Source organism: Streptomyces sp. SID8374 (genome assembly GCF_009865135.1).
In the GTDB taxonomy this organism is placed as follows: Bacteria; Actinomycetota; Actinomycetes; order Streptomycetales; family Streptomycetaceae; genus Streptomyces.
In genome coordinates, this window is record NZ_WWGH01000002.1 from 1,034,547 (window position 1) to 1,060,206 (window position 25,660).

A 25,660-nucleotide genomic window follows, 5' to 3' on the forward strand; every position below is an offset into this window, starting at 1 on the left:
CCGCATTCGCGCAGAGAACCCGAAACGCACCCCCCGTAAAGAATTCGTCAAGAGAGTCGCGTTAGGCTCTCCGGGTGCGGCACCACATGGAACACCTTCACCTGCGTTCACAGCGGCCTCCCCGTCCCCGGCTGACGCTTCCTCAGGCCCGTCGGGGGCCTCAGCGGGCCGGAGCACGCGCGGCGTGCCGGTCCGATGAATCCACCGGGGCGATATATCTGTATTTGGTGCCCTCTATCTCGGTTGTCTCTCCGCTCGACCCGGACGCCACGCTGTGATCGGGCTCATCATCGGCCACTTCGTCCTGGCCGCCTTCGCGGGCCCGCTGGTCCACCGGCTCGGCAGGCGCGCCTTCCTCGTGCTGGCACTGCCCCCCGCCGCCGCCACCGTCTGGGCGTTCACCCAGTGGGGCACCGCCGCCTCCGGTGAGGCCGTCACCTGGTCCTGGCAGTGGATCCCGGACTACGACGTCTCGCTCGACCTCCGCCTGGACGCGCTCTCCGAGCTGATGGTCCTGATGGCCGCCGGGGTCGGCGCCCTCGTCCTCGTCTACTGCGCCTCCTACTTCCGCGACAACACCCCGCAGCTGGCCCGGTTCGCCGGGAACCTCCTCGCCTTCGCGGGGGCGATGCTCGCCCTGGTCCTCGCCGACGACCTGATCACGCTGTACGTCTTCTGGGAGCTGACCACGGTCTTCTCCTTCCTGCTGATCGGCCACGGCAGCGAACACCGCCACAGCAGGCGCTCCGCGCTCCAGGCGCTCACGGTCACCACGCTCGGCGGCCTCGCCATGCTGGTCGGCTTCCTGATCGTCGGTCACGCCGCCGGTACGTACCAGATCTCCGCGATCGTCGCCGATCCGCCGGAGACGACGCTCGCCATCTCCGTCGCCCTGGTGCTGATCCTCTCCGGCGCGCTGTCGAAGTCCGCGATCTGGCCGTTCTCCATGTGGCTGCCGAACGCCATGGCCGCGCCCACCCCGGTCAGCGCCTATCTGCACGCCGCCGCGATGGTCAAGGCCGGGGTCTACCTGGTCGCCCGGCTCTCCCCGGCCTTCGCCGACGTACCCGTGTGGAAGCCCGTCATCCTGGTCCTCGGCGGCGCGACCATGCTGCTCGGCGGCTGGCGTGCCCTGCGCCTCAACGACCTCAAGCTCGTCCTCGCCTACGGGACCGTCAGTCAGCTCGGCTTCCTCACCCTGCTCGCCGGGACCGGCAACCGGAACGCGGCCCTCGCCGCCGTCGCGATGATCCTCGGCCACGCCCTGTTCAAGGCGCCGCTCTTCCTCGTGACCGGCATCGTCGACCACTCCACCGGCACCCGCGACCTGCGGAAACTCTCCGGGGTCGGCCGCTCCCTGCCGTACGTCGCCGCCGTCGCCGTCCTCGCCGCCGCCTCCATGGCCGCCCTGCCACCGCTGCTCGGCTTCGCCGCCAAGGAGGCCGCGTTCGAGGCGCTGCTGCACGGCTCGGCCGCCGACCGCTGGGCGCTGGCCGTCGTCGTGCTGGGCTCGGCGCTGACGACCGCGTACACCCTGCGCTTCGTCTGGGGCGCCTTCGCCCGCAAGCCCGGCGTCCCCGACACCCCCGTACACAGCGTGGGCTGGGCCTTCCTCGCCCCGCCCGCCCTGCTCGCCGTCCTCGGCCTGGTGCTCGGCCCCGGCGTCGGGCTGACCGACCGCCTGTTCAGCGCCTACGCCGACACCTATCCGGCCGCCGAGGACCCCTACCACCTCGCGCTCTGGCACGGGCTCGGCATCGCGCTGCTCCTGTCCGCCGCCGCCTGGGCGGCCGGTACCGGCCTCTTCCTCGTGCGCGACACGGTCACCAGGGTCTCCCGCCGCATCGCCTGGCCCACCGCCGACAGCGTCTTCGGCCATCTGCTGCTGGGACAGGAACGGTTCGCCCTCCAGGTCACCGGCTTCATCCAGCGCGGTTCCCTCTCCGTCTACCTGGCGACCACGCTGCTCGTCATGGCCGGCGGGCAGCTGGCCGTGCTCGCCACCGACCAGCCCTGGCAGGGCGCTCCGGCCCCCCGGCTCTGGGACAACGAACTCCAGGGCGGCGTCGCCGTACTCACCTGCATCGCGGCGCTGCTCTGCCTGACCGTACGCCGCCGGATGAAGGCGGTCGTCCTCAGCGGCCTGATCGGTTACGGCACCGCCCTGCTCTTCGTCGTCCAGGGCGCGCCGGACCTGGCGCTCACCCAGTTCTGCGTCGAGACCGTGGCGATGATCGTCTTCGTCCTGGTGCTGCGCCGGATGCCGGTCCACTTCGAGGAGACCGTCTCCCCCTGGCGGCGCGCGATCCGCATCCCGGTGGCCCTCCTCGCGGCCGGCACCATCGGCGTCGCCGTCTGGGTGGCCGCCGCCGCGCGGACCGAGGAACCCGCGGGCGCCGCCATGGTGAAGGAGGTCGCCGACCACGGGTACAAGGACGTCGTCGCCACGATCCTCGTCGACCTCCGTGCCTGGGACACCATGGGGGAGTCCGCCGTACTGGCCGCCGCCGCCATCGGTGTCACCAGCCTCATCTACCTGCACCGCCGCAGCGACGGGCCGATGCTCCCGGACGAGCTGAAGGGCCGTACCGCCTGGTCGATCGCGGCCCAGCACACCGCGCGCCTGCCGCAGGGCGACGAGGTGGCGCCCGAGCGCGGCTGGCTCGCCGCGGGCTCCACCCTCGCCCCCGAGCACCGCTCCATCGTCTTCGAAGTGGTGGCCCGGCTGCTCTTCCACCCGATCCTGATCCTCTCGGTCTACCTGCTCTTCTGCGCCGAGAACATGCCCGGCGGCGGCTTCGTCGCGGGGCTCGTCGCCGGAGTCGCCCTCATCACCCGCTACCTGGCCGGCGGCCGCTTCGAACTGGCCCAGGCCGCGCCCCTGCAACCGGGGCTCTTCACCGGACTCGGCCTGTTCATCTCGACCGGGGTGGGGCTCCTCGGCCTGATCGACGGCACCGTCCTGCACGCCTTCACCTACCACGGGCACCTGCCGGTCTTCGGCGAGTTCCACATGAGTACGCCGCTCCTCTTCGACTTCGGCGTCTACCTGCTGGTCCTCGGCGTCGTCCTGGACATCGTCCGGGCCCTCGGCGCCAAGATCGACCGGCAGATCGAACGGGCCGCCGGCGCCCTCACCGCCTCCAACAGCACGACGGCGGAAGGGAACCCCCGATGACCGTCAGCGCCTCACTCCTCCTCACGGCCGTGGTGCTCTGCGCCGTGGGCGCCATCCTCATGCTGACCCGGCCGCTGACCCGCATCCTGCTCGGCGCCGTCATCCTGAGCAACGGCGTCAACCTGCTGATCCTGGCCTCGACCGGCACCGCCGGCGCCGCACCCCTCCTCTACGGGGTCGACCTGCGCCGGGTCACCGACCCGCTGCCGCAGGCCATCGCGCTGACCGCCATCGTGATCACCCTCGGCACCACCGCGTTCCTGCTCGCCATGGCCTACCGCAGCCACCAGATCACCGGCACCGACGAGGTGCACGACGACCTGGAGGACCGGCGCATCGTGCTCCGCGCCGAAGTGCTCTCCGAACGCGCCCAGCTGCGCGAGGAGTTCCGCTCGGGCGCCGAGCCCACCGCGGACGAGCGCGAACGCTACCGGGAGGAGCGCCGCAAACTCCGCGACCGGCTCCGCGCCGACCGCGCCCGCCAGGCCCGCGGCCGTGACGCCTCCGGCGACCTCTGGAACGACGTCATCGGCGCCGACCCCGAGGACTACGAACGCGACGGCGACGCCAAGGCCGACGACCGCTACCCCCGCGACGACCGAGGAGCCACCGGATGAACGCGCTCGTCCCGCTGCCGGTGCTGCTGCCCCTCTGCGCCACCGGACTCAGCCTCACCTTCGGCACCCGCATGCAGCGCTTCCAGCGCTTCATCAGCGTGGCCGTACTCACCGCCGTACTGGCGCTGTCGATCATCCTGATGATCGCCGCCGACCGGCAGGGCCCGCTCTCCGTCCACCTCGGAGACTTCGCCCCGCCGCTCGGCATCACCCTGGTCGCCGACCGGCTCTCCGGGCTGATGCTCACCGTCTCCTCGGCCGTCACGCTCTGCGTCCTGATCTACTCCCTCGGCCAGGGCATGACCGACCGGGACAAGGAGACCCCGCTGGCGGTCTTCCACCCGGCCTATCTGATCCTCGTCGCCGGGGTCTCCTGCACCTTCCTCGCGGGCGACCTCGTCAACCTCTTCGTCAGCTTCGAGATCATGCTGGTGGCCAGCTTCGTGCTGCTCACCCTCGGCGGCACCGGGCCCCGCATGCGGGCCGGCTCCACCTACGTGATCATCTCGCTGTTCTCGTCGATGGTCTTCCTCATCGCCATCGCCATGACGTACGCCGCCCTCGGCACCGTCAACTTCGCGCAGCTCGCCGAGCGGCTGCCCGGACTGCCCCTCGGCGTGCAGACCCTGATCCAGGCGATGCTGATCACCGTCTTCGCCATCAAGGCCGCCGTCTTCCCGGTCGCCGCCTGGCTCCCCGACTCCTACCCGACGGCGCCCGCGCCCGTCACCGCCGTCTTCGCCGGACTCCTCACCAAGGTCGGCGTCTACTGCATGATGCGGACCGAGACCCTGCTCTTCCCGGGCAACCGGATCGGCGACCTGCTGATGGCCGTCGCCCTGGCCTCGATGCTCATCGGGATCCTCGGCGCGGTCGCCCAGACCGACCTCAAACGGCTGCTCTCCTTCACCCTGATCAGCCATATCGGCTTCATGGTCTTCGGGATCGGCCTCGCCACCCGCGAGGCGTACGGCGGTGCCATCGTCTACGTCGTCCACCACATCACCGTGCAGACCACCCTGTTCCTGGTCGCCGGGCTGATCGAACGGCGCGGCGGCACCACCGAGCTGACCCGGCTCGGCGGACTCGCCAAGGCCGCGCCGATACTGGCTCTCCTCTTCTTCGTCCCCGCGATGAACCTGGCGGGCATCCCCCCGCTCTCCGGCTTCATCGGCAAGCTCGGGCTGATGCGCGCGGGCGTCGCCGACGGTTCCACCTGGGCCTGGATCCTGGTCGCCGGATCGGTGGTCACCAGCCTGCTGACGCTGTACGTCACCGCCAAGGTGTGGAACCTGGCGTTCTGGCGGGCGGCCCCGCCCGGACAGGCCGAGGCGGGCACGGTCCTGGAGTCCGGGGACGACAGCGACGACGACATGGACGAGGGGCCCGACGGAGTCCCCGGCACCGGTGACGAGGGCATCGAGCGCGCACCCGGTCCGGCGGGCCAGGCCGTCGCGGCGACCCTGCACGGACGCGCCGTCACCACCACCAGCCGGCTGCCCCGGCCCATGATGGCGGCGACCGCCGCGACCATCGCGCTGGCCCTCTCCTTCACGGTGTTCGCCGGACCGCTCACCGCCTTCACCGACCGCTCGGCCGTCGAACTGCTGAAGCGCACGCCCTACATCGAGGAGGTGCTGGGCAAGTGAGCCGTTTCCTGCGGTTCTCGTTCCGCGACGCCGAACTGCCGCCGATGAGCTGCAAGGTCGGCCGGCGCGGACGGGTGCTGGACCTGCCGCTGATCGCCTGGCTCACCTTCATCTGGGTGCTGCTCTGGTCCACCTTCAACCTGGCCAACATCATCACCGGCGTCATCGTCGCGAGCGCCGTCTGCCTGGCCTTCCCGCTGCCCCCGGTCGACCTGGGGCTCCGGCTCCACCCGTGGGGCATCATCCGCCTCGCCGGATATCTGCTCTACGACATGTACACCTCGGGCGTGCGGGTCACCCGGCAGATCTTCAGCGGCACCCCGCACCAGGCCGCCGTCATCGGCGTGCCCCTGCGCTGCCGCGGCGACCTGATGCTCGCCGCCGTCGCGGTGGCCGTCTCCAACGTTCCGGGCGGCTCCGTCATCGAGGTGCGCCGGGCCACCGCCACCGTCTTCCTGCACGTCCTGGACGCGGACCGGCCCGAGGAGCTCGAAGCCGCCCGCAACCAGGTCTGGCGACTGGAGGAACTGACCGTACGGGCCTTCGGCACCCGGGACGAGATCGCCCGGGTCGCCGAACCGCCCCCACCGCCGCAGCTCGCCGCCGGAAGGCCCGCACCATGAGCGTTCTCGAACAGGTCGACCGTATTCTGCTGACCGCCGCCGTCGTCCTGGTCCTGGTGGCAGGCCTTCTGCTGCTGGTCCGGATCTGGCGGGGCCCCTCCATGCTGGACCGGGCGATCTCGCTGGACGTGATCGCCGCCCTGATCATCGCCGGCCTCGGCGCCAAGTCGGCCGTCGCGCTGGACTCGTTCTACTTCCCGATCATGCTGGTGCTCGCCTTCCTCGGCTTCACCGGCTCGGTGGGCATCGCCCGCTTCATCGCCGTACGCGACCGGCCCGCCGTCACGGTCCCCTCCCGGGCCGCGAGCCGGGACGCCGACGCAGGCGAGACCAAGGAGGGCCCGCAGTGAACACCTGGCTCCAGATCCTCGACACGGCCGGGGCCCTGCTCGTCCTCCTCGGTGCCGCGATCTGCCTGCTCGGGGTGATCGGCATGCTCCGGCTGCCCGACGTCCTCTCCCGCAGCCATGCCGCGACCAAGCCCCAGACCCTCGGCATGCTCCTGGTGCTGGCCGGGGTCGCCCTGCGGCTGCGCACCGGGATGGACCTCGCCACCCTGGCGCTGATCGGCTTCTTCCAGATGCTCACCGGGCCGGTCGCCTCGCACCTGGTCGCCCGCTCCGCGTACCGCACCGGGCAGGTCCAGCACGAGGAGCTGCTCTTCGACGAGCTGGACGAGCAGCTCACCGACGGAAGGCAGCCGCCCGGCCCGGCATGATCACGGAACCGTCCCGGCCCGGCCAATCGCACCCCGGCCCCGGTGCCCGCATGCCATGATGCGGGCAATGCCGGACGCTGGGGGGCGTATGGGAAGCACGGGCACAGTGCTGCGCGAACTGCGCGGCGCACAGAAGAGCGCCAAAGGCGTCTCGCTCTACTCGCGGTACGTGAACCGCCCGGCCGGGCGGGTGCTCGCGGCGGGCGCGTACCGGGCCGGGCTGACGCCCAATCAAGTGACGCTGATCAGTGCACTGTCCACCTACGCCGCACTGGCGGCGGTCGCACTCGTCGAACCGTCCTGGACGCTGGGGCTCGCGGTCTACGCGGCGCTGGCGATCGGTTTCGCCTTCGACTCCGCCGACGGCCAGCTCGCCCGGCTCACCGGCCGGGGCGGGCCCGACGGGGAGTGGCTGGACCATGTCGTGGACTGCGGCAAGCTGGTGCTCGTCCACACCGCCGTGCTGATCTCCTTCTACCGCTTCGGTGAACTGCCTTCGGACGCTTGGCTGTTGCTACCGCTGGGCTTCCAGCTGGCAGCGGTGGTGACCTTCTGCGCGGGGCTGCTGCGCGAACAACTGGGCAAAGCGGCGGCAGCCACGGCCCCGGCGGCGCCTGGAACCGCTCCCGCGTCAAGGGTGCGGGCCGTCGCCCTGCTGCCCGCCGACTACGGGGTGTTCTGTCTGGTGTTCCTGCTGCTCGGCGCACCCGGGGCCTTCCGGGCCGGGTACGCCGTGCTCGCGGTGGTCCACACGCTCTTCCTGGCGGCCTTCCTCACCAAGTGGTTCAGGGAGCTGAGAGCGCTCCGTCCCGGCTGACCAGCACGTCCAGCGCCCGGCGCAGCTGGGTGCTGGACGTGTGCACGGTGTACGGGAAGTAGACGACCTCCACGCCGACCTCGGCGAAGTCGCGCTCCAGCTTCTTCCCCTTCTCCGTGCCCCGCCAGTCGTCGCCCTTGAAGATCACGTCGAACCGGACCTGCTGCCAGGTCTCGACCTTGTCCGGCACGGTCTCCACGAACGCGGCGTCGACGAACCGCACGCTGCGGACGATCTCCAGCCGTTCGCGCAACGGGATGACGGGCGTGTGGCCCTTGGCGAGGGCGGCCATCTCGTCCGAGACGACCCCCGCGACCAGGTAGTCGCACTGACTGCGGGCATGCCGCAGGATGTTGAGGTGTCCCACATGGAACAGGTCGTACACCCCGGGTGCGTACCCCACCCTGTGCTGCACCATCCGTATCTCTCCCCCCACGGTCGATCTGATCCGGTGATGTTCCAACGACCTTACTGTGAAGAACACTTGTGCAAGCCGTGAACGGATAAGCTCGGCAGGGGGCTGTTCCCGCAGGGAGCAGCGGCTGCTGTGGGGGGAAGGCGATCGTCCGATGTCCGATGCCGAACGGCACAGGCCGTTTCTGAACCGCCGCCTTCTGGTGGTCTCGACGAACTACGCACCAGAGGTCACGGGCATCGGCCCGTACGCCACTCAACTCGCCGAGCACTGGGCCGCGTCGGGCGCCCGGGTGCGGGCGCTCACCGGTATGCCGCACTACCCGTCCTGGCGGCTGGACGAGGCGTACCGGAGCGTATGGCGGACGGTGGAGATACGCGGCGGCGTCGGCGTGCACCGGCGCAGACACTATGTGCCGCCCCGTCAGACCGCCCTCAGGAGGGCCGCGTTCGAGGCGTCCGTCCTCGCCACCGGGCTGTTCGCGCCGCCGCCGGGCAGACCCGACGCCGTGATCGCGCAGATGCCCAGCCTCGCCGGCGGCGTCATCGGCGCCCGGCTCGCCCGCCGCCACCGCGTCCCGTACCTCCCCGTCGTCCAGGACCTGATGGGCGCCGCCGCCGCACAGAGCGGCATCCGGGGCGGGGGCAGGGCGGCAGCCCTCGCCGCGGCGGCCGAGCGGTACGCGCTGAGCGGCGCCGCCCTCGTCGGCGTCATCCACGAGAGCTTCGTCCCCGGCGTCACCGCCCTCGGCGTCGACCCCGGCCGCATCCGGATCGTCCCCAACTGGACCCATGTGCAAGGTCCTACGGCTGACCGGGCCGCCACCCGCGCCCGGCTCGGCTGGGACCCGGCCACCCCCGTCCTGCTGCACTCCGGCAACATGGGCCTCAAACAGGGCCTCGAAGTCCTGATCGACACGGCCCGTCTCGCCCTCGACGTCCGGGTCGTCCTGATGGGCGACGGCAACCAGCGCGACGCCCTGCGCGCCCGCGCCGAGGGACTGCCCAACGTGGACTTCCTGGAGCCCGCCGGGGCCGGGGAGTTCACCGACATCCTCGCCGCCGCCGACGTCCTCGCGGTCACCCAGCGGGCCTCCGTCCTCGACATGAGCGTCCCCTCCAAGCTCACCTCGTACTTCACCTCCGGCCGCCCCGTCGTGGCCTCCGTCGCCGACGAGGGCGGCACCGCCGACGAGGTGCGCCGCTCGGGCGCCGGGGTGCTCGTCGCCCCCGAGGACCCGGCCGCCCTGCTGGCGGCCCTGCGGAAGCTGGCCGCCGACCCGGCCGCCGCCGACGCGCTGGGGGCCGAGGGCCCGGAGTACGTGGCGCGCCACCTGAGCCGCGAGGCGGGCCTCGCCCGCTTCGACGACCTGCTTGCCGAGGCCTTGCAGGACGGACAAGGGAGCCCCCGTAGATGACCCCCGTGAACCGTGTCCTGGACGACCAGGACGAACCGGCGCTGCTGCGCGACCAGTTCCGCCAACTCCTGCGCTACCGCGCCCTCCTGGCGGTCGGCGTCGTCATCGGGCTGCTGGGCGGCGCCTACCTCGCCCTCAGCGGCGAGGACACCTACACCGCCACCGGCGAGGTGCTGGTCCGCTCCGCCATCTCCGACCCCTTCGCCAGCGGCGCCACCGCCGACAAGGGCATCAACATCGGCTCCGAGCGCCAGACCGCCGTCAGCGACACCGTCGGCACCCTGGCCGCCGCCACACTGCTCAAGAAGGGCGACGACGTCGCCGCCCGGGAGCTGCTCGCCGGGCTCCAGGTCACCAACCCGCCCAACACCCTCACCCTCCGCTTCGCCTACACCGGCGCCACCCCCGAGCAGTCCCGGGCCCGCGCCGAAGCCCTCGCCAACGCGTATCTGGCCCACCGCAAGGCGCGCACCGAGGACTCCATCAAGAACATGTCCGACGGCTACCGCGCCCAGCTGGACCCGCTGGAGGAGAAGCGCGACCTGCTGGAGAAGGGGACCACGGGCGCGGCCGACGACGTGTCCAGCGCCCGGGCCAACATCATCGTCTCCATCTCCGAGCTCAGCCGGAAGATCTCCGAACTCAAGGCCCTGGACACCACCCCCGGCTACCTCAACAAGAAGCCCGTCGCCCCCACCTCGCCCACCGGCCCCGGCCTGCCGCTCCTGCTCGGCCTCGGCGGGGTCGTCGGCCTCGCCCTCGGGCTGCTGCTCTCCTGGGTGAGGCTCGTCTTCGACCCCGCCGTACGCTCCACCCGCGAGCTGGTCCGCTCGCTCGGCGCCCCGCTGCTCGGCACCCTGCCCCGGGAGCGCGGAGCCGCCGGGACGGTCCTCGCCATCGGCCGCAGCGGCTCCCGGCTCGCCGAGGAGTACCGCGCCGTCGCCTTCCGGCTCGCCTACGACCCCTCGTTCGCCGAGAGCCGCCGCCTCCTGGTCACCGCCCCGCGCGGCGACAACGAGGAAGCCGCGGCCGCCGCCGCCAACCTGGCCGCCGCCTTCGCCGAGATGGGCCGTGACGTCCTGCTGGTCGAGGCCGACCTGCGTACGCCCTCCCTCGCCCGCGCCCTGGGCTCCGCCGCCCACGAGGTCCGCCCGCCGCGCTGGGCCGCCGAGGAGGGCGACGGCAGCTGGCCCACCGGCGGCCGCTCCAACGTGGACGTCCCCGGCTCCGGCGCCTTCGCCCTGATCCCCGGCACCACCGTCGACAACGTGCCGCGCGCCCTCACCTCCACCCCGGTCGGCCGGATCGTCGCCGAGGCCGACCGGCCCGGCAACGTCGTCATCGTCCTCGCCCCGCCCGTCCTCTCCTACGCGGACGCGGTCGCCCTGGTCGACCGGGTGGAGGGCGTGATGATCGTCTGCGACCCGCGCGATGTGCACCGCAGCGACCTGGAGCGCATCCGCGAGATCATCGGCGCCTCCGGCGGCTCCGTCCTCGGCGCCCTGCTCCACCCGGCCCGGCGCAGGCTGACCCGGTCCGAGCGCCACCCGAAATCCACCCGGCGCCGGGGCGGCGGCCCCACCCCCACCACCGAGCCGGACGAGCCCGAGATCACCGGCGACCCCACCGAGACCCTCGGCCTGCGTTCGCTGACGCTTCCGGCGGCGCGGCGGTGAGAGCCCGTACGGCCGTCCTCTGCTCGGTCGCGGACCAGGGCGTGGCGGCGCTGACCAACATCCTGGTGCTGGTGGCCGCCGCCCGGCTCTCCACGGTGGCCGACTTCGCCCGCTTCTCCGCGGTCTACCTGGTCTTCACGGTGCTGCTCGGCGTCTCGGGCGCGTACACCGGGCAGCCGCTGGTCCTCAAGCGCGGGGCGGGGACGGAGACCCGCGGCGCCTGCCGCTCCGCCGTGGCCTTCACCGTGCTCGCCGCCGCCACGCTCGGCGTGCTCCTGGCCGCCGTCTGCTTCCTCGTCCCCGGGGACACCGCCCGGGCGCTGATGATGCTCGGCCTGGTCCTGCCGGTGGTGCTCGGCCAGGACGCCGTACGGTACGCCTTCTCCACCCTCCAGCAGCCCCATCTCGCCCTGCTCTCCGACCTGTTGCGGCTGACGTGCGTCCTCGGTGCGCTGGGGACGCAGGCGTACGGTGTTTCGCCCGCCCGCCTGATCACGCTCTGGGGCCTCTCCGCCCTGCCCGCGCTCCTGCTCTCCGCCGCCCTGCTCCACCGCGCCACCGCCGGGGCCCCGCTGGTGCTGCGGCCGATGCTCCGGCGCGGGCACCTCGGGCAGCGGTTCACCGTCGAGTTCGGCGTGGGCAACGCGACCAGCCAGCTCTCCGTCCTCGGCCTCGGCGCCGTCGGCAACCCGCTCCTGGTCGGCGCCCTGCGCGGGGCGACCACCCTGTTCGGGCCGCTCAACGTGCTGTTCACCTCCGCCACCTCCTTCGGCCCCCCGCTGCTCGGCCGCATCCCCGACGAGCGGAGCCGTATCCGGGCCACCGCCGCCCTCGCCGCCGCACTCGCCGCCACCGCAGGGCTCTGGGCCACCGCCCTGGCCCTCCTCCCGGACCGCGCCGGACGCCAACTCCTGGGCGACACCTGGTCAGTGGCCGCAGGGCTGCTGCCCGCGACCGGCAGCCAGTACGCGGCGATGGCCGTCGGCACCTGCGGGATGCTCGCCCTGCGGATGCTGGACCCGCGCACCACCCTCGCCATCCAGGTCGTCTTCTCGCTCACCGCCGTGGCGTTCCTCGCGGGCGGTTACGTCGTCGGGGGCGTCCTCGGCGCCGCCTGGGGGCTCTTCCTCGGCTCGCTCTGCAAGGCCGCCGCCACCTGGATCCGGGTGGCCCGCATCCGGCGCCGCAAGCAGACAGCCGGCGAGGCCGTCACCGCCGACGCGCTGTCCGCTGCTCCCTGAACGTGCTGATCAGCAGCAGACACAGCGCCGCGATCGCCAGCTTCCCCGCCGCCTGGAGCAGCGGGCCGCGCAGCAGGATGAAGGTGTATCCGGCGATCAGCGGCGCGGCGATGGCCAGCACACTCCCGGGCCCGGGCCCCGCACGGGTGACGGCCAGGGCATAGCGGCGGTCGGTGCGGGCCGCCGCGTAACCGATCACCGCCATCCCGCCGACCATCCCGGTCGCGCCGAAGTCGACCCAGAACTCCGTCCACAGCGGGGCCGAGAGGTTGGTCATCCGCAGCCCCATCCACTGCCCGACCCGGACCCCGGTGTCCTCCGGCTTCCCGCTCCACACCGCACGCGGCACGAAGAACAGGGCGGAGCCCGCGAGTTGGCGGCCGTAGGTGTGGTCCCGGGTGTCCACCCACGAGATGGTGTTGGCGAACATCACCATCTGGTCGTAGTCCTTGGTCACCAGCGGCTCGAAGACCGAGGCCGACTGCGCGGGCCGCTGCCCCTCGTCGTCGTACCGGAACTTGTCCGCGTACGGGAACACCACCAGCGCCCCCACCACCCCCGCCGCCAGCACCGTGCGGTACACCGCCGCACTGCTCGGCATCGCGGTGAACACGAACGCCATCAGCACCGTCAGGAACCAGTAACGGGCGTTGGAGATCGGGTTGTTCACCACCAGGTTCAGCGCCACCAGGGCCACCCACACCAGCACCGTCGACGGCGTCCGCCGGGCCCGGTAGGAGGTCGCCAGACGGCGGGTGTAGAAGAGCAGCGCCAGCAGCGCCGGGACCTGGCCGAACCCCTTGATGAAGGCCGAGCCCACATTGGACCCTTCGGTGACCACCCCGCTCGCCGCGACGGTCTCGTTGATCTCCTGCCGGCTGGTGAAGAAGACCGCGGGCCCGCCCAGCTTCATCACGTAGAACGCGCTCGCCGCGAACGCCACCAGCACCAGCAGCCGCAGCCGCAGCGGATGCGCCACGGCCGGCCCGCCCCCGCCCGAGCCGCGCGCGGAGGCCGTACGCCGCCGCAGCGGCCGGCGCGAGGCCAGCAGCGCCCCCAGGTCGTAGGCGGCACACCCCACCAGGACCATGGCCGTGGCCGTGATCAGATCCTGGCGCGGCCCCACCATCGGCGTCGGCGTCTGCCCGATCACCACCTGGGCGAACGGCGCCACGCCCATCGCGATGTACACGAACATCCAGAAGACGCCCTGGAGCAGCCGCCGCCGGGTGGAGAGGATCATCGTCGCCAGGCGGGCCCCCGCGTAGCAGGTCAGCACCAGCTGGAGCCAGTACGCCGTGTCCCGGACCCCATTGCCGGGCTGGGCGGCGATCACCGCGGGCAGGAAGCAGACCAGCCCCAGGATGAGCGGCACCGACAGCGCCCGCGACAGCATCGACCACGCGATCGGCCGCTCGGCCGGCTCCAGCACGCCGCCCGGAGCCCCCGGCCACGCGGGCCGCGCGGCAGCGCCGTCGACCTCTCCCCGCGCCGACGTGTGCACCGACGTCATGCGCCCCCCAGAGATCAGTGAACCGCTGAACACTCTAACGAATCAGCCCACTTGGGGAGGGGCGATGGCTAGGCTGTGAACAAGTGGCCATGGTCGAGGGGAACTCTGGTGAAAATCCTGCACGTTGTCACGCTCCATACTCCGGACCACGCCTTCGGCGGTCCGACGCGGGTGGCGTTCAACCTGTCCAAGGTCCAGCGGGCCGCCGGTGACGACGCCCGCGTCATGGCCCTCGGCGACGGCTTCCCCGGTGGCGAACTCCCCAGCCACGTGGAGGGAGTTCCGGTCCACCTCTTCCAGGCCCGGCACCTGCTCCCGATGTTCGAGGTCAGCGGGATCACCTCCGCCGCGCTGCTGCGCACCGCACGCCGCATGATGCGCGGCGCCGACCTCGTACACGTCCATCTGATGCGGGACCTGGTGACCCTGCCCGCGGCGCTGCTCGCCCTCGCCACCCGTACGCCGCTGGTCGTCCAGACCCACGGCATGATCGACCCCACCGAGAAGAGGGTCGCCCAGCTCACCGACGTCCTCGGGGTCCGCAAGGTGCTGCGCGAGGCCGACGCCGTGCTGCACCTCACCGAGATGGAGCGGGTCGATGTGAACGCCGTCGCGGCCCCCGTCCCGCTCACCCGTACCGTACGGCTGGTCAACGGGGTCCGCCCGCAGGAGCGCAAGTCTGCCCGTGACCCCGGCCGCCCGCCCACCATCCTGTACCTCGCCCGGATCCAGGAGCGCAAGCGGCCCGAGGACTTCGTCTCCGCGATGCCGCACGTCCTGGCCCGCCACCCGGACGCCCGCTTCGTGCTGGCCGGGCCGGACACCGGCGCCCTGGCCGAAACCCTCGCCCTGGCCCGGGAGCTGGGCGTCACGGACTCCCTGGACCATGTGGGCCCGCTGGAGCACGACGAGGTCCTCGCCGCCGACCGCGAGGCCGATGTGTATGTGCTGCCCGCGATCGAGGAGCCGTTCCCGGTCTCGGTCCTGGAGGCGATGTCGGTCGGCACCCCGGTGGTCATCACCCGCACCTGCGGGCAGGCGCCCGACGTGGCGGCAGCGGGCTCGGGCCGGGTCATCGACAGCCGGGTCGGCGAGGACGCGGCCAACGCCCGCAAGGTCGCCGACGCGATCCTGGAGCTGCTGGAGCCGGAGGCCGCCGAGCAGGCGGGCAAGGCCGCCTGGGAGCTGGTCAACGAGCAGTTCACCATCGAGGCCGTCACCGCCACCCTCCGGCGGACCTACGAGGACGTGGTCCGCCGGAGGCGAGGGTGAAGAGGCCGCGCGTCAACGTACGGGCTTCTCGCGGGACTTGAGGGCGATCTGCCAGCGGTAGAAGCTCATCGCCAGCGCGAAGTCGAACCCGGCGCGGCCGTCCAGGAAGCCCCGCCGGTAGAGGTACATGTACGCGAACGACACCACCGGCTTGAACGGTGCCTTGTGGAACAACTGCCCCTGGCGTGACTTGACCTGGCGCACCTGCTCCTTCACCTGGGGGTGGTGCTCCAGCCACGCCTCCCAGTCCGAGTACCGGTTGTGCCGCTCGAACCAGGCGGTGACCGGGTCGAGGTCCTGGTGCTCGATCGGGTGCTTGAGCGTCCCCACCGTCGCCGCGACCGGCTGGTAGTGCCCCTCCACCTCCCCGATGCCCGGCGCGTCCAGGTCCCCGACCTCCGGGTAGTAGGAGCGGGTGCGGTCGGTCAACGACCGCTTGCGGATGGTGTATCCGTGCCGCAGCCGCTTCCCCGAGAACCAGTACCCGAGCGGGACGTCGTACGCGGCGGGCTTCGGCGCCGCCGGATCCCGGAAGGTCTCCCGCAGCTCGGCCAGCAGCCCCGGGCTGAGCCGCTCGTCGCCGTCCAGCAGCAGGATCCAGTCCAGATCGGTACGGACGTTCTCCAAACACCACTGCTTCTTCCGCGGATGGCCCCCGTCCCAGGTGTACGTGACCACCTCGGCCCCGCACTCCTCGGCGATCTTCACCGTGTCGTCGGTGCTGTGGGAGTCCACCACGACGACCGCCTCGAAGTGACCGAGCACCGACTTCACCGCCTCGGCGATGTTCAGGCCCTCGTTCTTCGTGGGGATCGCCACGGCTATGGGAAGCTTCGTCTTACCTGCGGTCATCCCTTGGCTCCTTCGGGCAGCCAGGCGTAGCAGCCTGTGGAGGTGAACGTACGGGCGGATTTCGGGATGGTGATCTTCCGGGACTTGCCCGTGTCGGAGGTTCCGGCGGCCAGTTCCTTGCCGCCCGCCCCCTCGATCTGCCATGAGCAGTGCGTGGTGGGGGAGGCGGAGCGGTAGATGCCGGGCCGCAGCGCCTTCCCGGTGTGGGTGCCGTCCGCATAGGCGTACGCGGCCTCGTCGACCAGGTCCTGGTGCTGCGGGCAGAGGCCCGCCACTGCGGCCGGTACGTCGGGGATCTCCTGGGTGGCGATCGCGCCCACGGCGGTGTCCCGGTCGGCCTTGACCAGGTAGCGCAGCTTGTCGCAGGTCTCCTGGCCGGTCTGGAGCACGGCGGCCGGGTCCATGCCCTTGGGCACCCGGTCCTCCAGGTACTCCTTCTGCTGCTTGGTGAAGGTCCCGGTGGCCGGGGTGATCTCGTCGGAGGGTGTCTTGGGGCCCTCGGCGGTGGCCGGGGGAGCGGACGGTCCGGGGGCCGCCGGCTCCTCGGTGGCGGGTGCGGTGGGCGCGTCGGGTGTGGCCGGTGTGGCGGCGGACGGGCCGGGGACGGAGGGCCCGGAGGCCGCGGGGCGCTGGGCGCCCGCGGCCTCCGGCCCGTTCCCGTCCGCGGACGAGCCGCAGGCGGCCAGCGCCGCCACCGTCATGACGACGGCGGCGCCGGCCAGGAACGGATTCCTCATCGATCAGCCATTCCTCAGGGCGTAGTGCGCGCTGACCTGGGAAGCGGTGAGCGCGGTCGGATAGACGGCGGTCTCGTCGATCTGCCCGGCGAAGAAGTTGCTCGTCGGACGGTTCGGCCAGCTGGCGAGGTTGTCCCCGCCGACCCGCCAGTACCCCGGGTAGTTCTCGTTGCCGGAGTACAGGATGTTCGACGCGCGCAGCTGCCCGTCGACGTACAGCGCCATCCCGCTGGCCCCCTGGGTGGCGACGACGTGGTGCCACTGGCCGTCGTTGTACGCCGCCGTGGTGGCGATGGTGCGGGCGGCGCCGCTGTGGACGCCGAAGGTGAGGCGTCCGTCGTTGCGCATGTAGACGTGCTTGTCGTGGCGGGTGCTGTTCTGCTGGTTCAGGTTCCCGAAGCCGATGATCTTCCCGCCCTGGGTGGTGGTGGTCTTGATCCAGGTCTCCACCGAGAACCGGGTCGGCTGGGGGTGCTGCCGGTTGCTGTACGCGTACTGGTTGGTCCCGTTGAAACCGATCGCGGTGGACGGACCGGCGACGGCCGCCGGGGTCTGCCGGTAGGCCGGGGCGTTGCGCAGGAAGCCGTTGTTGAGGTTGCCGCTGCTGTCGTGGGCGAAGGTGGAGGTGCCCTCGTCGTAGCGCCAGTAGAGGGTGGCCCCGTCGGCCTTGACCCGGGCGGGGTACGCCTCGGTCGTGGTCGCCACGGTGGCGGACTGGGCCGGGGACTTGGCGCTGGTGTTGGTGCCGTCGCTCGCGGTGATCCGGTACGAGTAGGTCTGGCCCGGCACGACGTCGGTGTCCGTCCAGCTCAGCTGCGGCCGGTTCCAGAAGACGGAGTAGCCGGTCGTGGTGTGGATGGGGGTGGCGGCGTTGTCCTTGTAGATCCGGTAGGTCAGCTCACCGTCGTCGGTGTCGAAGCTGGTCTGCCAGTTCACCTCGATCTTCCCCGGATTCAGCGTGGACAGGCTGACGTTGGGCACCCAGGGCGCCCCGGTGTCCGGGCCGTCCGCGAACCGGGTCAGCCCCTGCTGGGGGGCGCTGTTGACGGTGGTGAACTCGCCGCCGACCCACAGGTAGTGGCGGCCGCCCTTGCCGGTCTGGGTCATCACCCGCGGACCGACCGGCTCGCCGATGCCGTCGTTGGTGTCCGGGAACCAGGGCAGCAGCTTCGGGTCGTCGACCGACTGGGCCAGCAGGTGCTTGCGCGGCTGGTCGGGGAAGGCGCCCATGGAGGAGCAGTCGTGGGCGTGGCTGCCGCTGTAGAGCACACCGGAGTGGACCGCCACGGCCTGGGTGGCGCCCAGGCAGGTGTCACGCCAGCGCTGCTGGAAGTCGCTCAGGTTCAGGGCGATCCGGCCGTCGAACACCCCGCCGCCGGTGCCCTCGTTGGCGGTGTAGAAGCCGGTGGCGTCGGTGGTGATGTCCTGGACGGTGGAGTTGTTGTGGATGAACCCTGGGTAGGTCTTGGTGAGTTGTCCGGTGGTGGCGTCGACCACGGCCAGGGCGTGGGTGGTCGTGCCGTTGATCCGGAAGAAGTCACCGCCGAGCAGCACCTTCTGTCCGTCCGGGGTCACCTCGATCGCCCGGGCGACCTCGTCGGCGTTGGCCGTGAACGGCAGGAGCGAGGCCCCGGCGGTGGAGACGGCCGCGAACTTGTTCCTGGTCTGGCCGCCGACGGTGTTGAAGTCACCGGCCAGATAGACCGTGTCGGACGTGACGGCGAGACCGCGCACGGTGGCCGAGACGGCGATCTTGAAGTTGTTGCGGACGGTGCAGGTGGCGGTGTCGATCGCCGCGAAGTTGCTGACCCCGACCCCGTTCACCGCCCCGAACTGGCCGCCCGCGTACAGCGTTTCCCCGTCGGGGGAGAGCGCCAGCGAGCGTACGGTCGCGGTCCCCGAGGAGATCGTGAACGACAGGGAGCAGTCGGTGGGCGCCCCTGTCGCCGCGTCGAAGGCGGCGAAGTTCACCGCGGGCTGCTCATTGGTCCCGGCCGCCGCCTTGGGCGGCCGCAGGGTGGAGAAGGTGCCGCCCGCGTAGACGACGCCGTCGCCGGCCGCCAGCGCCCAGACGATGCCGTTGGTCTGCCAGGTGGAGAGGTCGTCGGCGGTGATGGCCACCGGAGGGGTCAGCGCCGTCGCCGGGGAACCCCCGACCGCCGTGGCGGTCAGGGCTCCGGCCAGCAGGCAGAGAGCGGCGGCAGCGGCCCGGAAACGGCCACGTCCTCCGGTTCTTTGCCCCGTACTTCCGTTCATCATTCAGCTCCGAAGGTGAGAACGAGCTGCGGCCTGGCGGCCGCCGATCCTGCCTCGCTCGACCAGATGCGCAGACTGTCCGTCCCGCTGCTGGTCAGGGCGAGTGAGTAGGCGGAGCCGAGGGCCCCGCCCAGTGCCGGCGCGGTGAGCTCCACCGAGTAGTCGGTGGAGACGGCGGTTGCGCCGGTGATGCTCCCCAGCACGGACGCGGAGAGCGCCGGCCGGGAGTTGTAGGTGACCGCCGACTCGGTCCAGGCGCCGGTGACCGGCACCACGGTGTGGCTGTCGGTGGAGCCCGCCGTCGGATCCGGCGACGTACGGAACTGGAGCCGGGCCCCCTTGAGGACCTGCCCGGCCGGGGCGGCGGGCAGGGTGAAGCGCAGATAGCCCAGGTAGGGGGTGGTGCCCCGGGAGGCCAGCTGCTGGTCGTCGTAGTTCACGTTGGGCGATACGCCGTTGGCGTACGCGTCCTCGGTGGGCAGGAGGCTCACCGTGGTGTCGCCGGGCGGGGCGGGCGCCTGGGCCAGCTGGTGGTGGGCGGCGACCTGCGCGGCGGTCAGGGCGGTGGGGTAGATGGCCGTCTCGTCGACCTGGCCGGCGAAGTAGGGGGAGGAGGGCCGGTTCGGCCAGGCGTTGTTCATGGCGTCACCGCCGACCCGCCAGTACCCGTTGTACGAACGGTTGCCCGCGGTCGTGTTGGAGGCGGCCCGCACCCCGTCCACATACAGCGCCATACCGCCGGGCCCCTGGGTGGCGACGGCGTGGTGCCACCGGCCGTCGTTGAAGCTCCCCGAACTGGTCAGGGTGGGGCGGCTGTTGGTGCTGCCGGCCTGGACGCCGAAGGCGAGCCGCCCGTTGTTCGTCAGGTGGAGCAGCTTGTCGGAGACCGAGCTCGTATGCCCTTGCGCCGTGCCGATGTTGTTGCCGAACCCGACGATCCGCCCGCCGCTCGTCGATGTCGTGCGGAACCACGTCTCGATGGAGTACGGGGTGGGCGAGGTGTAGCGGTGCAGCCGGTCGCTGTGGACGTACTCGTCGCTGCCGTTCAGCGAGAGCGCTGCCGAACCGGCGACGGCCGAGGGCGTGGAGCGGTACGTGGGGGCGTTCACGTACACCCCGCCGTCGAGGCTGCCCGACGCGTCCGCCGCGAACGCCCCGCCCGGCTCGTCGTAGCGCCAGTACAGGTTCGCCCCGTCGGCCAGCACCCGCTCCTGGTACGGGGAGGCGGCGGTCACGGAGGCGGCGGGGGAGAGGGCGCTGGTGTTGCCGGCGCCGTCGGTCGCCGTGATCCGGTAGGAGTAGCTCTGCCCGGCGGCCACGTTCCGGTCGGTGAAGGTCAGTTGGGGGCGGCTGAAGAAGAGCGACGAGCCGGTCGTGGTGTGCACCGGCGCCGCGCCCCCGTTGCGGTACACCCGGTACGTCAGCAGGCTGTCGTCCAGGTCCAGCGAGGACCGCCAGCTCACCCGCACCTCACCCGCGCGCGGCGCCGACACACCGGCGGCGGGCACGCTCGGCGCGCCGGTGTCCGGGGTGTTGGCGAACCGGGTCAGCGCCTGCTGCTGCACCCCGTTGACCGTGGTGAACTCCCCTCCTACCCACAGGAAGTCACGGCCGTCACGGGTGGAGACCGTCAGCGCGCGGGGCCCGACCGGCTCCCCGATCCCGTCGTTGGTGTCGGGCAGCCAGCCCAGCAGCGCCGGGTCGTCGACGCTCTGCGCGGTGAGGTGCTTGCGCGCCTGGTTGGGGAAGCCGCCCATCGTGGAGCAGTCGTGGACGTGGCTCGCTGCGTAGAGCACCGACTTGTACACGCGCAGGGCCTGCGTGGCGCCCTGGCAGGTGTCCCGCCAGCGCTGGCCGAAGCCGTCCAGCTCCATCGCGAGGCGGCCGTCGAAGGAGTTGCCGCCCCGGCCCTCACCGGCCGCGTACCAGCCGCCGGAGGCGGAGTCCGTGACGATGTCCTTGATGACGGCGGTGGACGGGATGAAGTTGTTCGGATAGCCCCGGGTGAGGGAGCCGGTGGTGGCGCTCGTCACCGCGATCGCATGGGAGTTGGCGCCGCCCACGGTGAAGAAGTCACCGCCGATCAGCACCGACTGCCCGTCCGTGGTCACCCGCAGCGTCCGCCCCGGGGCGTCCGCGTCCGGATTCCACCCGGTCACCGCACCCGCCGGAGTCAGCGCCCCGAAGAAGCGCCGGGTCTGCCCGTTCACCGACTGGAAGTCGCCGCCCGCGTAGACCGTGCCGTCCGCCGCCACGTCCAGCGCGCGGACCGTCGCCGAGACGTTCGGCGAGAACCCCGCACGCCGGATGCAGGTGGCGGTGTCGACGGCCACCAGCCCGTTGGCGCTGCTCCCGTCGACCGCGTTGAAGTAACCCCCCACGTACAGCGTCGACCTGTCCGGCGAGACGGCGAGCGCCCGGACGGTGGCGGTGCCGCTGGTCCGGGTGAAGGAGAGCGAGCAGCCGGCCGGAGCCCCCGTCGCCGCGTCGAACGCCGCGAAGTTGACGGCGGGCGTGGAGGCGCCGCCGGAGGGCGTACCGGCCCGGCGGACGGTGGAGAAGGTGCCGCCCGCGTAGACGACCCCGTCGGCCTCGGCCAGCGACCACACGATCCCGTTGGTCTGGTAGGTGGGCAGGTGGTCGGCGGTGAAGCCGACCGGGTCGGTGAGCGCGGCTGCCGGGGGCGCGGTGGCCACCGGGGCGAGCACCCCGGCGGCCAGCGCGAGGACGGCGGTGAGAACGCAGCCGCGCGGGGTACGTCCTCGACCGCCCGCCCCCCTCATCTGTCCACCCGGACGGCGGCCCCGGTCAGCTGGTCCGAGAGCAGGCGGATGTCCGCGTCGACCATGATCCGGGCCAGCTCCTTGGACTTGACCTCGGGCTTCCAGCCCAGCAGCTCCTCCGCCTTGGACGCGTCACCGATCAACGCGTCGACCTCGCTGGGGCGTTCGTACTTCGGGTCGTACCGCACATGCTCGGCCCAGTCGAGGCCCGCGTGCTCGAAGGCGAACTCCAGGAACTGCCGGACGCTGACGCCCTCGCCGGTCGCCACCACGTAGTCGTCCGGGGTGTCGCACTGGAGCATCCGCCACATGGCGTCCACGTACTCCGGCGCATACCCCCAGTCCCGGATCGCGTCCAGGTTGCCCAGGTGCAGCCGGTCCTGGAGCCCGGCCTTGATCCGGGCCACCCCGCGGGTGATCTTCCGGGTCACGAAGGTCTCCCCGCGGCGCGGCGACTCGTGGTTGAAGAGGATCCCGTTGACGGCGAACATGTCGTACGCCTCGCGGTAGTTGACCGTCGCCCAGTACGAGTAGACCTTCGCCACGCTGTAGGGGCTGCGCGGGTGGAACGGGGTCTTCTCGTTCTGCGGCGGCGGGCTGGCGCCGAACATCTCGGAGGACGAGGCCTGGTAGATCCGGGTCTGGACGCCGCTGGCCCGGACCGCCTCCAGGAGCCGGATGGTGCCGAGCCCGGTGACGTCACCGGTGTAGAGCGGGGCGTCGAAGGAGACCCGCACATGGGACTGGGCGCCCAGGTTGTAGACCTCGTCGGGCTGGATGTCGCGCAACAGGTTCACCAGCGCCACCCCGTCGGTGAGGTCCGCGTGGTGCAGGACGAAGGAGCGCTCCGGCTCCTCGGGGCCCTGGTAGATGTGGTCGATCCGCTCGGTGTTGAAACTCGACGAGCGACGTATCAGGCCGTGGACCGTGTACCCCTTGTCGAGAAGCAACTCCGCCAGGTACGAGCCGTCCTGGCCGGTCACTCCCGTGATGAGCGCGGTCTTCGCCACGATTCCCCCTTCTCTGCTGTCCGTCTGTGCGACGAACAGGTCACCGACATATCGGAATTGGAGCGTTCTGCGGCAAAACATCACCACAGTCCCTTACTGCTGGCACAATCCGAGCCATGACGACCGAACTCCCCGTCCCACCCCAGGAATCCGCCCGCCCTCTACTGCGCCCGGGCTCCCGCATATTCGTCGCGGGCCACCGCGGTCTGGTCGGCTCTGCGGTGGCCCGCCGCCTCGCCGACGACGGCCACGAGGTCCTCACCCGCGGCCGCGACCTCCTCGACCTGCGCGACGCCGCGCGGACCGAGACGTATCTGCGGGACATCCGCCCGGACGCCGTGGTGCTGGCCGCCGCCAAGGTGGGCGGGATCATGGCCAACAGCACCTACCCGGTGCAGTTCCTGGAGGACAACCTGCGCATCCAGCTCAGCGTGATCGCCGGGGCGCACGCGGCGGGGACCGGGCGGCTGCTCTTCCTCGGCTCGTCGTGCATCTACCCCCGGCTCGCCCCCCAGCCGATCCGCGAGGAGTCGCTGCTCACCGGGGAGCTGGAGCCCACCAACGAGGCGTACGCGCTGGCCAAGATCGCCGGAATCGTCCAGACCCAGTCCTACCGCCGGCAGTACGGCGCCTCCTACATCAGCGCCATGCCCACCAACCTCTACGGGCCCGGCGACAACTTCGACCTGGAGACCTCGCACGTCCTGCCCGCGCTGATCCGCCGCTTCCACGAGGCGCAGCGCGACGGGGCCGAGGAGGTGACCCTCTGGGGTTCCGGCTCGCCGCGCCGCGAGTTCCTCCACGTCGACGACCTGGCCGCCGCCTGCGTACGCCTGCTGGAGGCGTACGACGGTGACGCGCCCGTCAACATCGGCTGCGGCGAAGACCTCACCATCCGCGAACTCGCCGAGACCATCGCCGAGGTGACGGGCTACCAGGGTCGGATCGGCTGGGACACCTCGAAGCCCGACGGCACCCCCCGCAAGCTCCTCGACGTCTCCCGTCTGACCTCCCTCGGCTTCAAGCCGCAGATCCCGCTGCGCGACGGCATCGCCCGCACCTACGCCTGGTGGCTGGGCCAACTCGCCCCCGCCGCATGACCGTTCGCCACCGCGCTCGCCGGACGCGCGGTGGCGCACCGGGGTTCCTCGCATCGCCGCGCCCGCCCGTCTCAGTACGCCCCGCGGCCGTCGGTGACCGCGCGCACCGTACGGGCGAGGAGCCCCATGTCCGTGGCCACCGACCAGTTGTCGACGTACCAGAGGTCCAGCGAGACGGTCTCCTGCCAGGACAGGTCCGAGCGGCCGCTGACCTGCCACAGCCCGGTCAGCCCCGGTTTCACGGCGAGCCTGCGCCCCTCCCGCTCGTCGTACCGGGACGCCTCCTCGGGCAGCGGCGGCCGGGGCCCCACCAGGGACATCTGGCCCAGCAACACGTTGAACAGCTGCGGGAGTTCATCGATCGACGTGCGGCGCAGCGTCCGCCCCACGGGGGTCACCCGGGGGTCCCGGCGCATCTTGAAGAGCGGCCCGTCGACCTCGTTGGCCTCGGTGAGCTGTGATTTGCGCGCCTCCGCGTCCGCCACCATCGTGCGGAACTTCCACATGGTGAACGGCTGGTTGTGCTGACCCTGGCGGACCTGGCGGTGGAAGACCGGGCCGCGCGAGGAGAGCCGCACGCTCAGCGCCACCGCGAGCAGCAGCGGTGAGAGCACCAGCAGGCCGAACAGGGCGCCGCCCCGGTCCAGCGCGGCCTTGAGCGCCCCCTGCGGGCCACCGCGCAGCGGCGGCGCGATGTGCAGCAGGGTGAGCCCGGCCGCCGTCACCGGGCGGACCCGGCCGGCCGCGATGCCGGAGAGCTCGGAGGCCACGCACAGGGCGACGCCCGCGTCGTGCAGCCCCCAGCCGAGCCGCCGCAGCCGGTCCCCGGTCAGCTGGGGTCCGGGAGCCACCAGCACCAGGTCCGCGTCGTGGGCGTAGGCCCCGCCGAGCACCGTCGTCACATCGTCGTCCGCCGGGCAGGAGGCGAGCCGCCCCGGCACCTGCACGCCCTCGAACCCCGGCCGGTCGGGGCCCACCGGGATCGCGGCCACCAGCCGATAGGCGTGGTCCTTACGGGAGTTGAGCAGCTCCGCCGCCCGGTCCAGCCCCGCCGCCTCACCCACCAGCAGCACCCGGCGCACCCCCCGCCCCCGCCGCGCGGTCTGCGGCCAGCGCCGCAGCCCCTCCACGGCGGTGGCGACCAGCAGCCCCGGCGCCACGGCCACGACGGCCGTCGCCGGGTCCACGGAACCCCCCGCCGCCGCGTGCAGGACGGCGAGCACCCCGAGGAGCACCAGCCAGTCCCCGAGGGCGCCGAACGCACCGCCCGGCTCGGCGTGCACCGGGTCGGCGTACCGGCCGCGCGCACCGCGTAAACCGGTCCACAGCAGGCCCGCGACCGCCGCGGCGAGCCACGGGCGGGGCTGTTCGCCCAGGTGGAGCAGGAGCCAGGCGGGTCCGGCCATGGCCGCCAGATCGGTCAGCGCACCGCCCGACGGGTGGTGCCCCGGCTTCCGGCGGGCCGGAGCCCGCCCGGCCGGGTCGCGCTCTGCTGTCGGGGCCCTCCACAGCTGTTCCAGGGCCGCCGTACGATTCCGGGAGGCGGCGGTGCGGGGGCGCGGCGCGCCCCGGACCCCCACCGGTCCGGATATGTCAGTTTCCGGTATTTCGACATGCCCCATGAACCCCCCAGTCACAGTCGCACCCCCACAAACGCGACGCATCCGTCGATCCCATGGACTGACGGATGCGCCCTCGCTCGGTGCACGATATCCACACACGTGCCATTTCGCTGGAGTTCTCGTGAAGTTCAGACGGCTCGGTCCAGACTCCCGCGATCCGGCGC

The 25,660-nt window shown here is 71.9% G+C and carries 19 protein-coding genes and 1 pseudogene; 12 read left to right on the forward strand and 8 right to left on the reverse strand.

The genetic code is table 11. The features are described from left to right. Nucleotides 1-274: 274 nt before the first annotated feature. The 7 genes from GTY67_RS28075 to GTY67_RS28105 all read left to right on the forward strand — a co-directional run bounded on the left by GTY67_RS28075 (nucleotide 275) and on the right by GTY67_RS28105 (nucleotide 7,602). Nucleotides 275-3,178 (forward strand): Na+/H+ antiporter subunit A, encoded by a 2,904-nt coding sequence (locus tag GTY67_RS28075; RefSeq protein ID WP_161280723.1) that lies wholly within the window; start codon nucleotides 275-277, stop codon nucleotides 3,176-3,178. Continuing rightward, nucleotides 3,175-3,795 carry a Na(+)/H(+) antiporter subunit C gene (locus GTY67_RS28080; RefSeq protein WP_093686202.1) on the forward strand — a complete coding sequence of 207 codons (621 nt, stop codon included), beginning with the start codon at nucleotides 3,175-3,177 and terminating at the stop codon, nucleotides 3,793-3,795. Before GTY67_RS28075 ends, GTY67_RS28080 begins: the two co-directional genes overlap by 4 nt. After that, nucleotides 3,792-5,444 (forward strand): Na+/H+ antiporter subunit D, encoded by a 1,653-nt coding sequence (locus GTY67_RS28085; protein ID WP_093686201.1) that lies wholly within the window; start codon nucleotides 3,792-3,794, stop codon nucleotides 5,442-5,444. Before GTY67_RS28080 ends, GTY67_RS28085 begins: the two co-directional genes overlap by 4 nt. Then, nucleotides 5,441-6,067 carry a Na+/H+ antiporter subunit E gene (locus tag GTY67_RS28090; protein WP_093686200.1) on the forward strand — a complete coding sequence of 209 codons (627 nt, stop codon included), beginning with the start codon at nucleotides 5,441-5,443 and terminating at the stop codon, nucleotides 6,065-6,067. The genes GTY67_RS28085 and GTY67_RS28090 overlap by 4 nt, the downstream gene beginning before the upstream one ends. Further along, nucleotides 6,064-6,417: a monovalent cation/H+ antiporter complex subunit F gene (locus tag GTY67_RS28095; RefSeq protein WP_093686199.1), complete on the forward strand. Its 354-nt coding sequence runs from the start codon at nucleotides 6,064-6,066 to the stop codon at nucleotides 6,415-6,417. Before GTY67_RS28090 ends, GTY67_RS28095 begins: the two co-directional genes overlap by 4 nt. Continuing rightward, the gene (gene mnhG, locus GTY67_RS28100) at nucleotides 6,414-6,785 is read left to right on the forward strand and encodes a monovalent cation/H(+) antiporter subunit G (RefSeq protein ID WP_093686198.1); all 372 of its coding nucleotides are present in this window, start codon (nucleotides 6,414-6,416) and stop codon (nucleotides 6,783-6,785) included. Before GTY67_RS28095 ends, mnhG begins: the two co-directional genes overlap by 4 nt. Before the next feature lie 88 nt (nucleotides 6,786-6,873). Beyond that, nucleotides 6,874-7,602 (forward strand): CDP-alcohol phosphatidyltransferase family protein, encoded by a 729-nt coding sequence (locus tag GTY67_RS28105; protein WP_161280725.1) that lies wholly within the window; start codon nucleotides 6,874-6,876, stop codon nucleotides 7,600-7,602. On the opposite strand, the gene GTY67_RS28110 is transcribed toward GTY67_RS28105, so the two are convergent. Beyond that, on the reverse strand, nucleotides 7,571-8,020 hold the full coding sequence (locus tag GTY67_RS28110; protein WP_015612087.1) for an adenylyltransferase/cytidyltransferase family protein: 450 nt from the start codon (nucleotides 8,018-8,020) through the stop codon (nucleotides 7,571-7,573). The two genes, GTY67_RS28105 and GTY67_RS28110, sit on opposite strands and share 32 nt — an antisense overlap. 151 nt (nucleotides 8,021-8,171) lie before the next feature. Between GTY67_RS28110 and GTY67_RS28115 the strand changes: the two genes are divergently transcribed. Genes GTY67_RS28115 through GTY67_RS28125 form a run of 3 tightly spaced genes read left to right on the forward strand, consistent with a single transcriptional unit; the run spans nucleotide 8,172 to nucleotide 12,351 of the window. Next, a complete protein-coding gene (locus GTY67_RS28115) occupies nucleotides 8,172-9,434 on the forward strand; it encodes a glycosyltransferase (RefSeq protein ID WP_161280727.1) in 1,263 nt (420 codons plus the stop codon). Then, nucleotides 9,431-11,110, forward strand: a complete 1,680-nt coding sequence (locus GTY67_RS28120) for a CpsD/CapB family tyrosine-protein kinase (protein WP_161280729.1) — start codon at nucleotides 9,431-9,433, stop codon at nucleotides 11,108-11,110. The genes GTY67_RS28115 and GTY67_RS28120 overlap by 4 nt, the downstream gene beginning before the upstream one ends. Next, entirely contained in the window at nucleotides 11,107-12,351 is a 1,245-nt protein-coding gene (locus GTY67_RS28125) for a hypothetical protein (protein WP_161280731.1), read from the forward strand. Before GTY67_RS28120 ends, GTY67_RS28125 begins: the two co-directional genes overlap by 4 nt. On the opposite strand, the gene GTY67_RS28130 is transcribed toward GTY67_RS28125, so the two are convergent. Then, nucleotides 12,320-13,864 (reverse strand): hypothetical protein, encoded by a 1,545-nt coding sequence (locus GTY67_RS28130; RefSeq protein ID WP_161280733.1) that lies wholly within the window; start codon nucleotides 13,862-13,864, stop codon nucleotides 12,320-12,322. The two genes, GTY67_RS28125 and GTY67_RS28130, sit on opposite strands and share 32 nt — an antisense overlap. A gap of 108 nt (nucleotides 13,865-13,972) precedes the next feature. Between GTY67_RS28130 and GTY67_RS28135 the strand changes: the two genes are divergently transcribed. Beyond that, on the forward strand, nucleotides 13,973-15,136 hold the full coding sequence (locus GTY67_RS28135) for a glycosyltransferase (protein ID WP_161280735.1): 1,164 nt from the start codon (nucleotides 13,973-13,975) through the stop codon (nucleotides 15,134-15,136). On the opposite strand, the pseudogene GTY67_RS28140 reads toward GTY67_RS28135, so the two are convergent. The 5 genes and pseudogenes from GTY67_RS28140 to gmd all read right to left on the reverse strand — a co-directional run bounded on the left by GTY67_RS28140 (nucleotide 15,081) and on the right by gmd (nucleotide 22,774). Then, nucleotides 15,081-15,988, reverse strand: a pseudogene (locus GTY67_RS28140) (glycosyltransferase family 2 protein). The gene GTY67_RS28135 and the pseudogene GTY67_RS28140 sit on opposite strands and share 56 nt — an antisense overlap. Beyond that, nucleotides 15,985-16,725 carry a hypothetical protein gene (locus GTY67_RS28145; RefSeq protein ID WP_161280737.1) on the reverse strand — a complete coding sequence of 247 codons (741 nt, stop codon included), beginning with the start codon at nucleotides 16,723-16,725 and terminating at the stop codon, nucleotides 15,985-15,987. Before GTY67_RS28145 ends, GTY67_RS28140 begins: the two are co-directional and overlap by 4 nt. A gap of 3 nt (nucleotides 16,726-16,728) precedes the next feature. Further along, nucleotides 16,729-18,984 (reverse strand): LamG-like jellyroll fold domain-containing protein, encoded by a 2,256-nt coding sequence (locus GTY67_RS28150; RefSeq protein ID WP_161280739.1) that lies wholly within the window; start codon nucleotides 18,982-18,984, stop codon nucleotides 16,729-16,731. Continuing rightward, complete coding sequence (locus tag GTY67_RS28155; protein WP_161280741.1) at nucleotides 18,981-21,764, reverse strand: LamG-like jellyroll fold domain-containing protein; 2,784 nt, start codon at nucleotides 21,762-21,764, stop codon at nucleotides 18,981-18,983. Before GTY67_RS28155 ends, GTY67_RS28150 begins: the two co-directional genes overlap by 4 nt. Then, nucleotides 21,761-22,774 carry a GDP-mannose 4,6-dehydratase gene (gmd, locus tag GTY67_RS28160; RefSeq protein WP_093686188.1) on the reverse strand — a complete coding sequence of 338 codons (1,014 nt, stop codon included), beginning with the start codon at nucleotides 22,772-22,774 and terminating at the stop codon, nucleotides 21,761-21,763. The genes GTY67_RS28155 and gmd overlap by 4 nt, the downstream gene beginning before the upstream one ends. A 116-nt stretch (nucleotides 22,775-22,890) precedes the next feature. On the opposite strand from gmd, the gene GTY67_RS28165 reads away from it, so the two are divergent. Continuing rightward, nucleotides 22,891-23,874, forward strand: a complete 984-nt coding sequence (locus tag GTY67_RS28165) for a GDP-L-fucose synthase (RefSeq protein ID WP_093686187.1) — start codon at nucleotides 22,891-22,893, stop codon at nucleotides 23,872-23,874. A 71-nt stretch (nucleotides 23,875-23,945) separates the two neighbouring features. On the opposite strand, the gene GTY67_RS28170 is transcribed toward GTY67_RS28165, so the two are convergent. Next, a complete protein-coding gene (locus GTY67_RS28170) occupies nucleotides 23,946-25,496 on the reverse strand; it encodes a sugar transferase (protein ID WP_202462370.1) in 1,551 nt (516 codons plus the stop codon). Nucleotides 25,497-25,660: the final 164 nt, after the last annotated feature.

Coding starts and splice junctions, on each gene's coding strand:
- GTY67_RS28105 (WP_161280725.1), top strand. CDS start 6,874: ATGGGAAGCACGGGCACAGTGCTGCGCGAACTGCGCGGCGCACAGAAG.
- GTY67_RS28110 (WP_015612087.1), bottom strand. CDS start 8,020: ATGGTGCAGCACAGGGTGGGGTACGCACCCGGGGTGTACGACCTGTTC.
- GTY67_RS28145 (WP_161280737.1), bottom strand. CDS start 16,725: ATGAGGAATCCGTTCCTGGCCGGCGCCGCCGTCGTCATGACGGTGGCG.
- GTY67_RS28115 (WP_161280727.1), top strand. CDS start 8,172: ATGTCCGATGCCGAACGGCACAGGCCGTTTCTGAACCGCCGCCTTCTG.
- GTY67_RS28130 (WP_161280733.1), bottom strand. CDS start 13,864: ATGACGTCGGTGCACACGTCGGCGCGGGGAGAGGTCGACGGCGCTGCC.
- GTY67_RS28170 (WP_202462370.1), bottom strand. CDS start 25,496: ATGGGGCATGTCGAAATACCGGAAACTGACATATCCGGACCGGTGGGG.
- GTY67_RS28120 (WP_161280729.1), top strand. CDS start 9,431: ATGACCCCCGTGAACCGTGTCCTGGACGACCAGGACGAACCGGCGCTG.
- GTY67_RS28165 (WP_093686187.1), top strand. CDS start 22,891: ATGACGACCGAACTCCCCGTCCCACCCCAGGAATCCGCCCGCCCTCTA.
- GTY67_RS28095 (WP_093686199.1), top strand. CDS start 6,064: ATGAGCGTTCTCGAACAGGTCGACCGTATTCTGCTGACCGCCGCCGTC.
- GTY67_RS28150 (WP_161280739.1), bottom strand. CDS start 18,984: ATGATGAACGGAAGTACGGGGCAAAGAACCGGAGGACGTGGCCGTTTC.
- GTY67_RS28080 (WP_093686202.1), top strand. CDS start 3,175: ATGACCGTCAGCGCCTCACTCCTCCTCACGGCCGTGGTGCTCTGCGCC.
- GTY67_RS28155 (WP_161280741.1), bottom strand. CDS start 21,764: ATGAGGGGGGCGGGCGGTCGAGGACGTACCCCGCGCGGCTGCGTTCTC.
- GTY67_RS28085 (WP_093686201.1), top strand. CDS start 3,792: ATGAACGCGCTCGTCCCGCTGCCGGTGCTGCTGCCCCTCTGCGCCACC.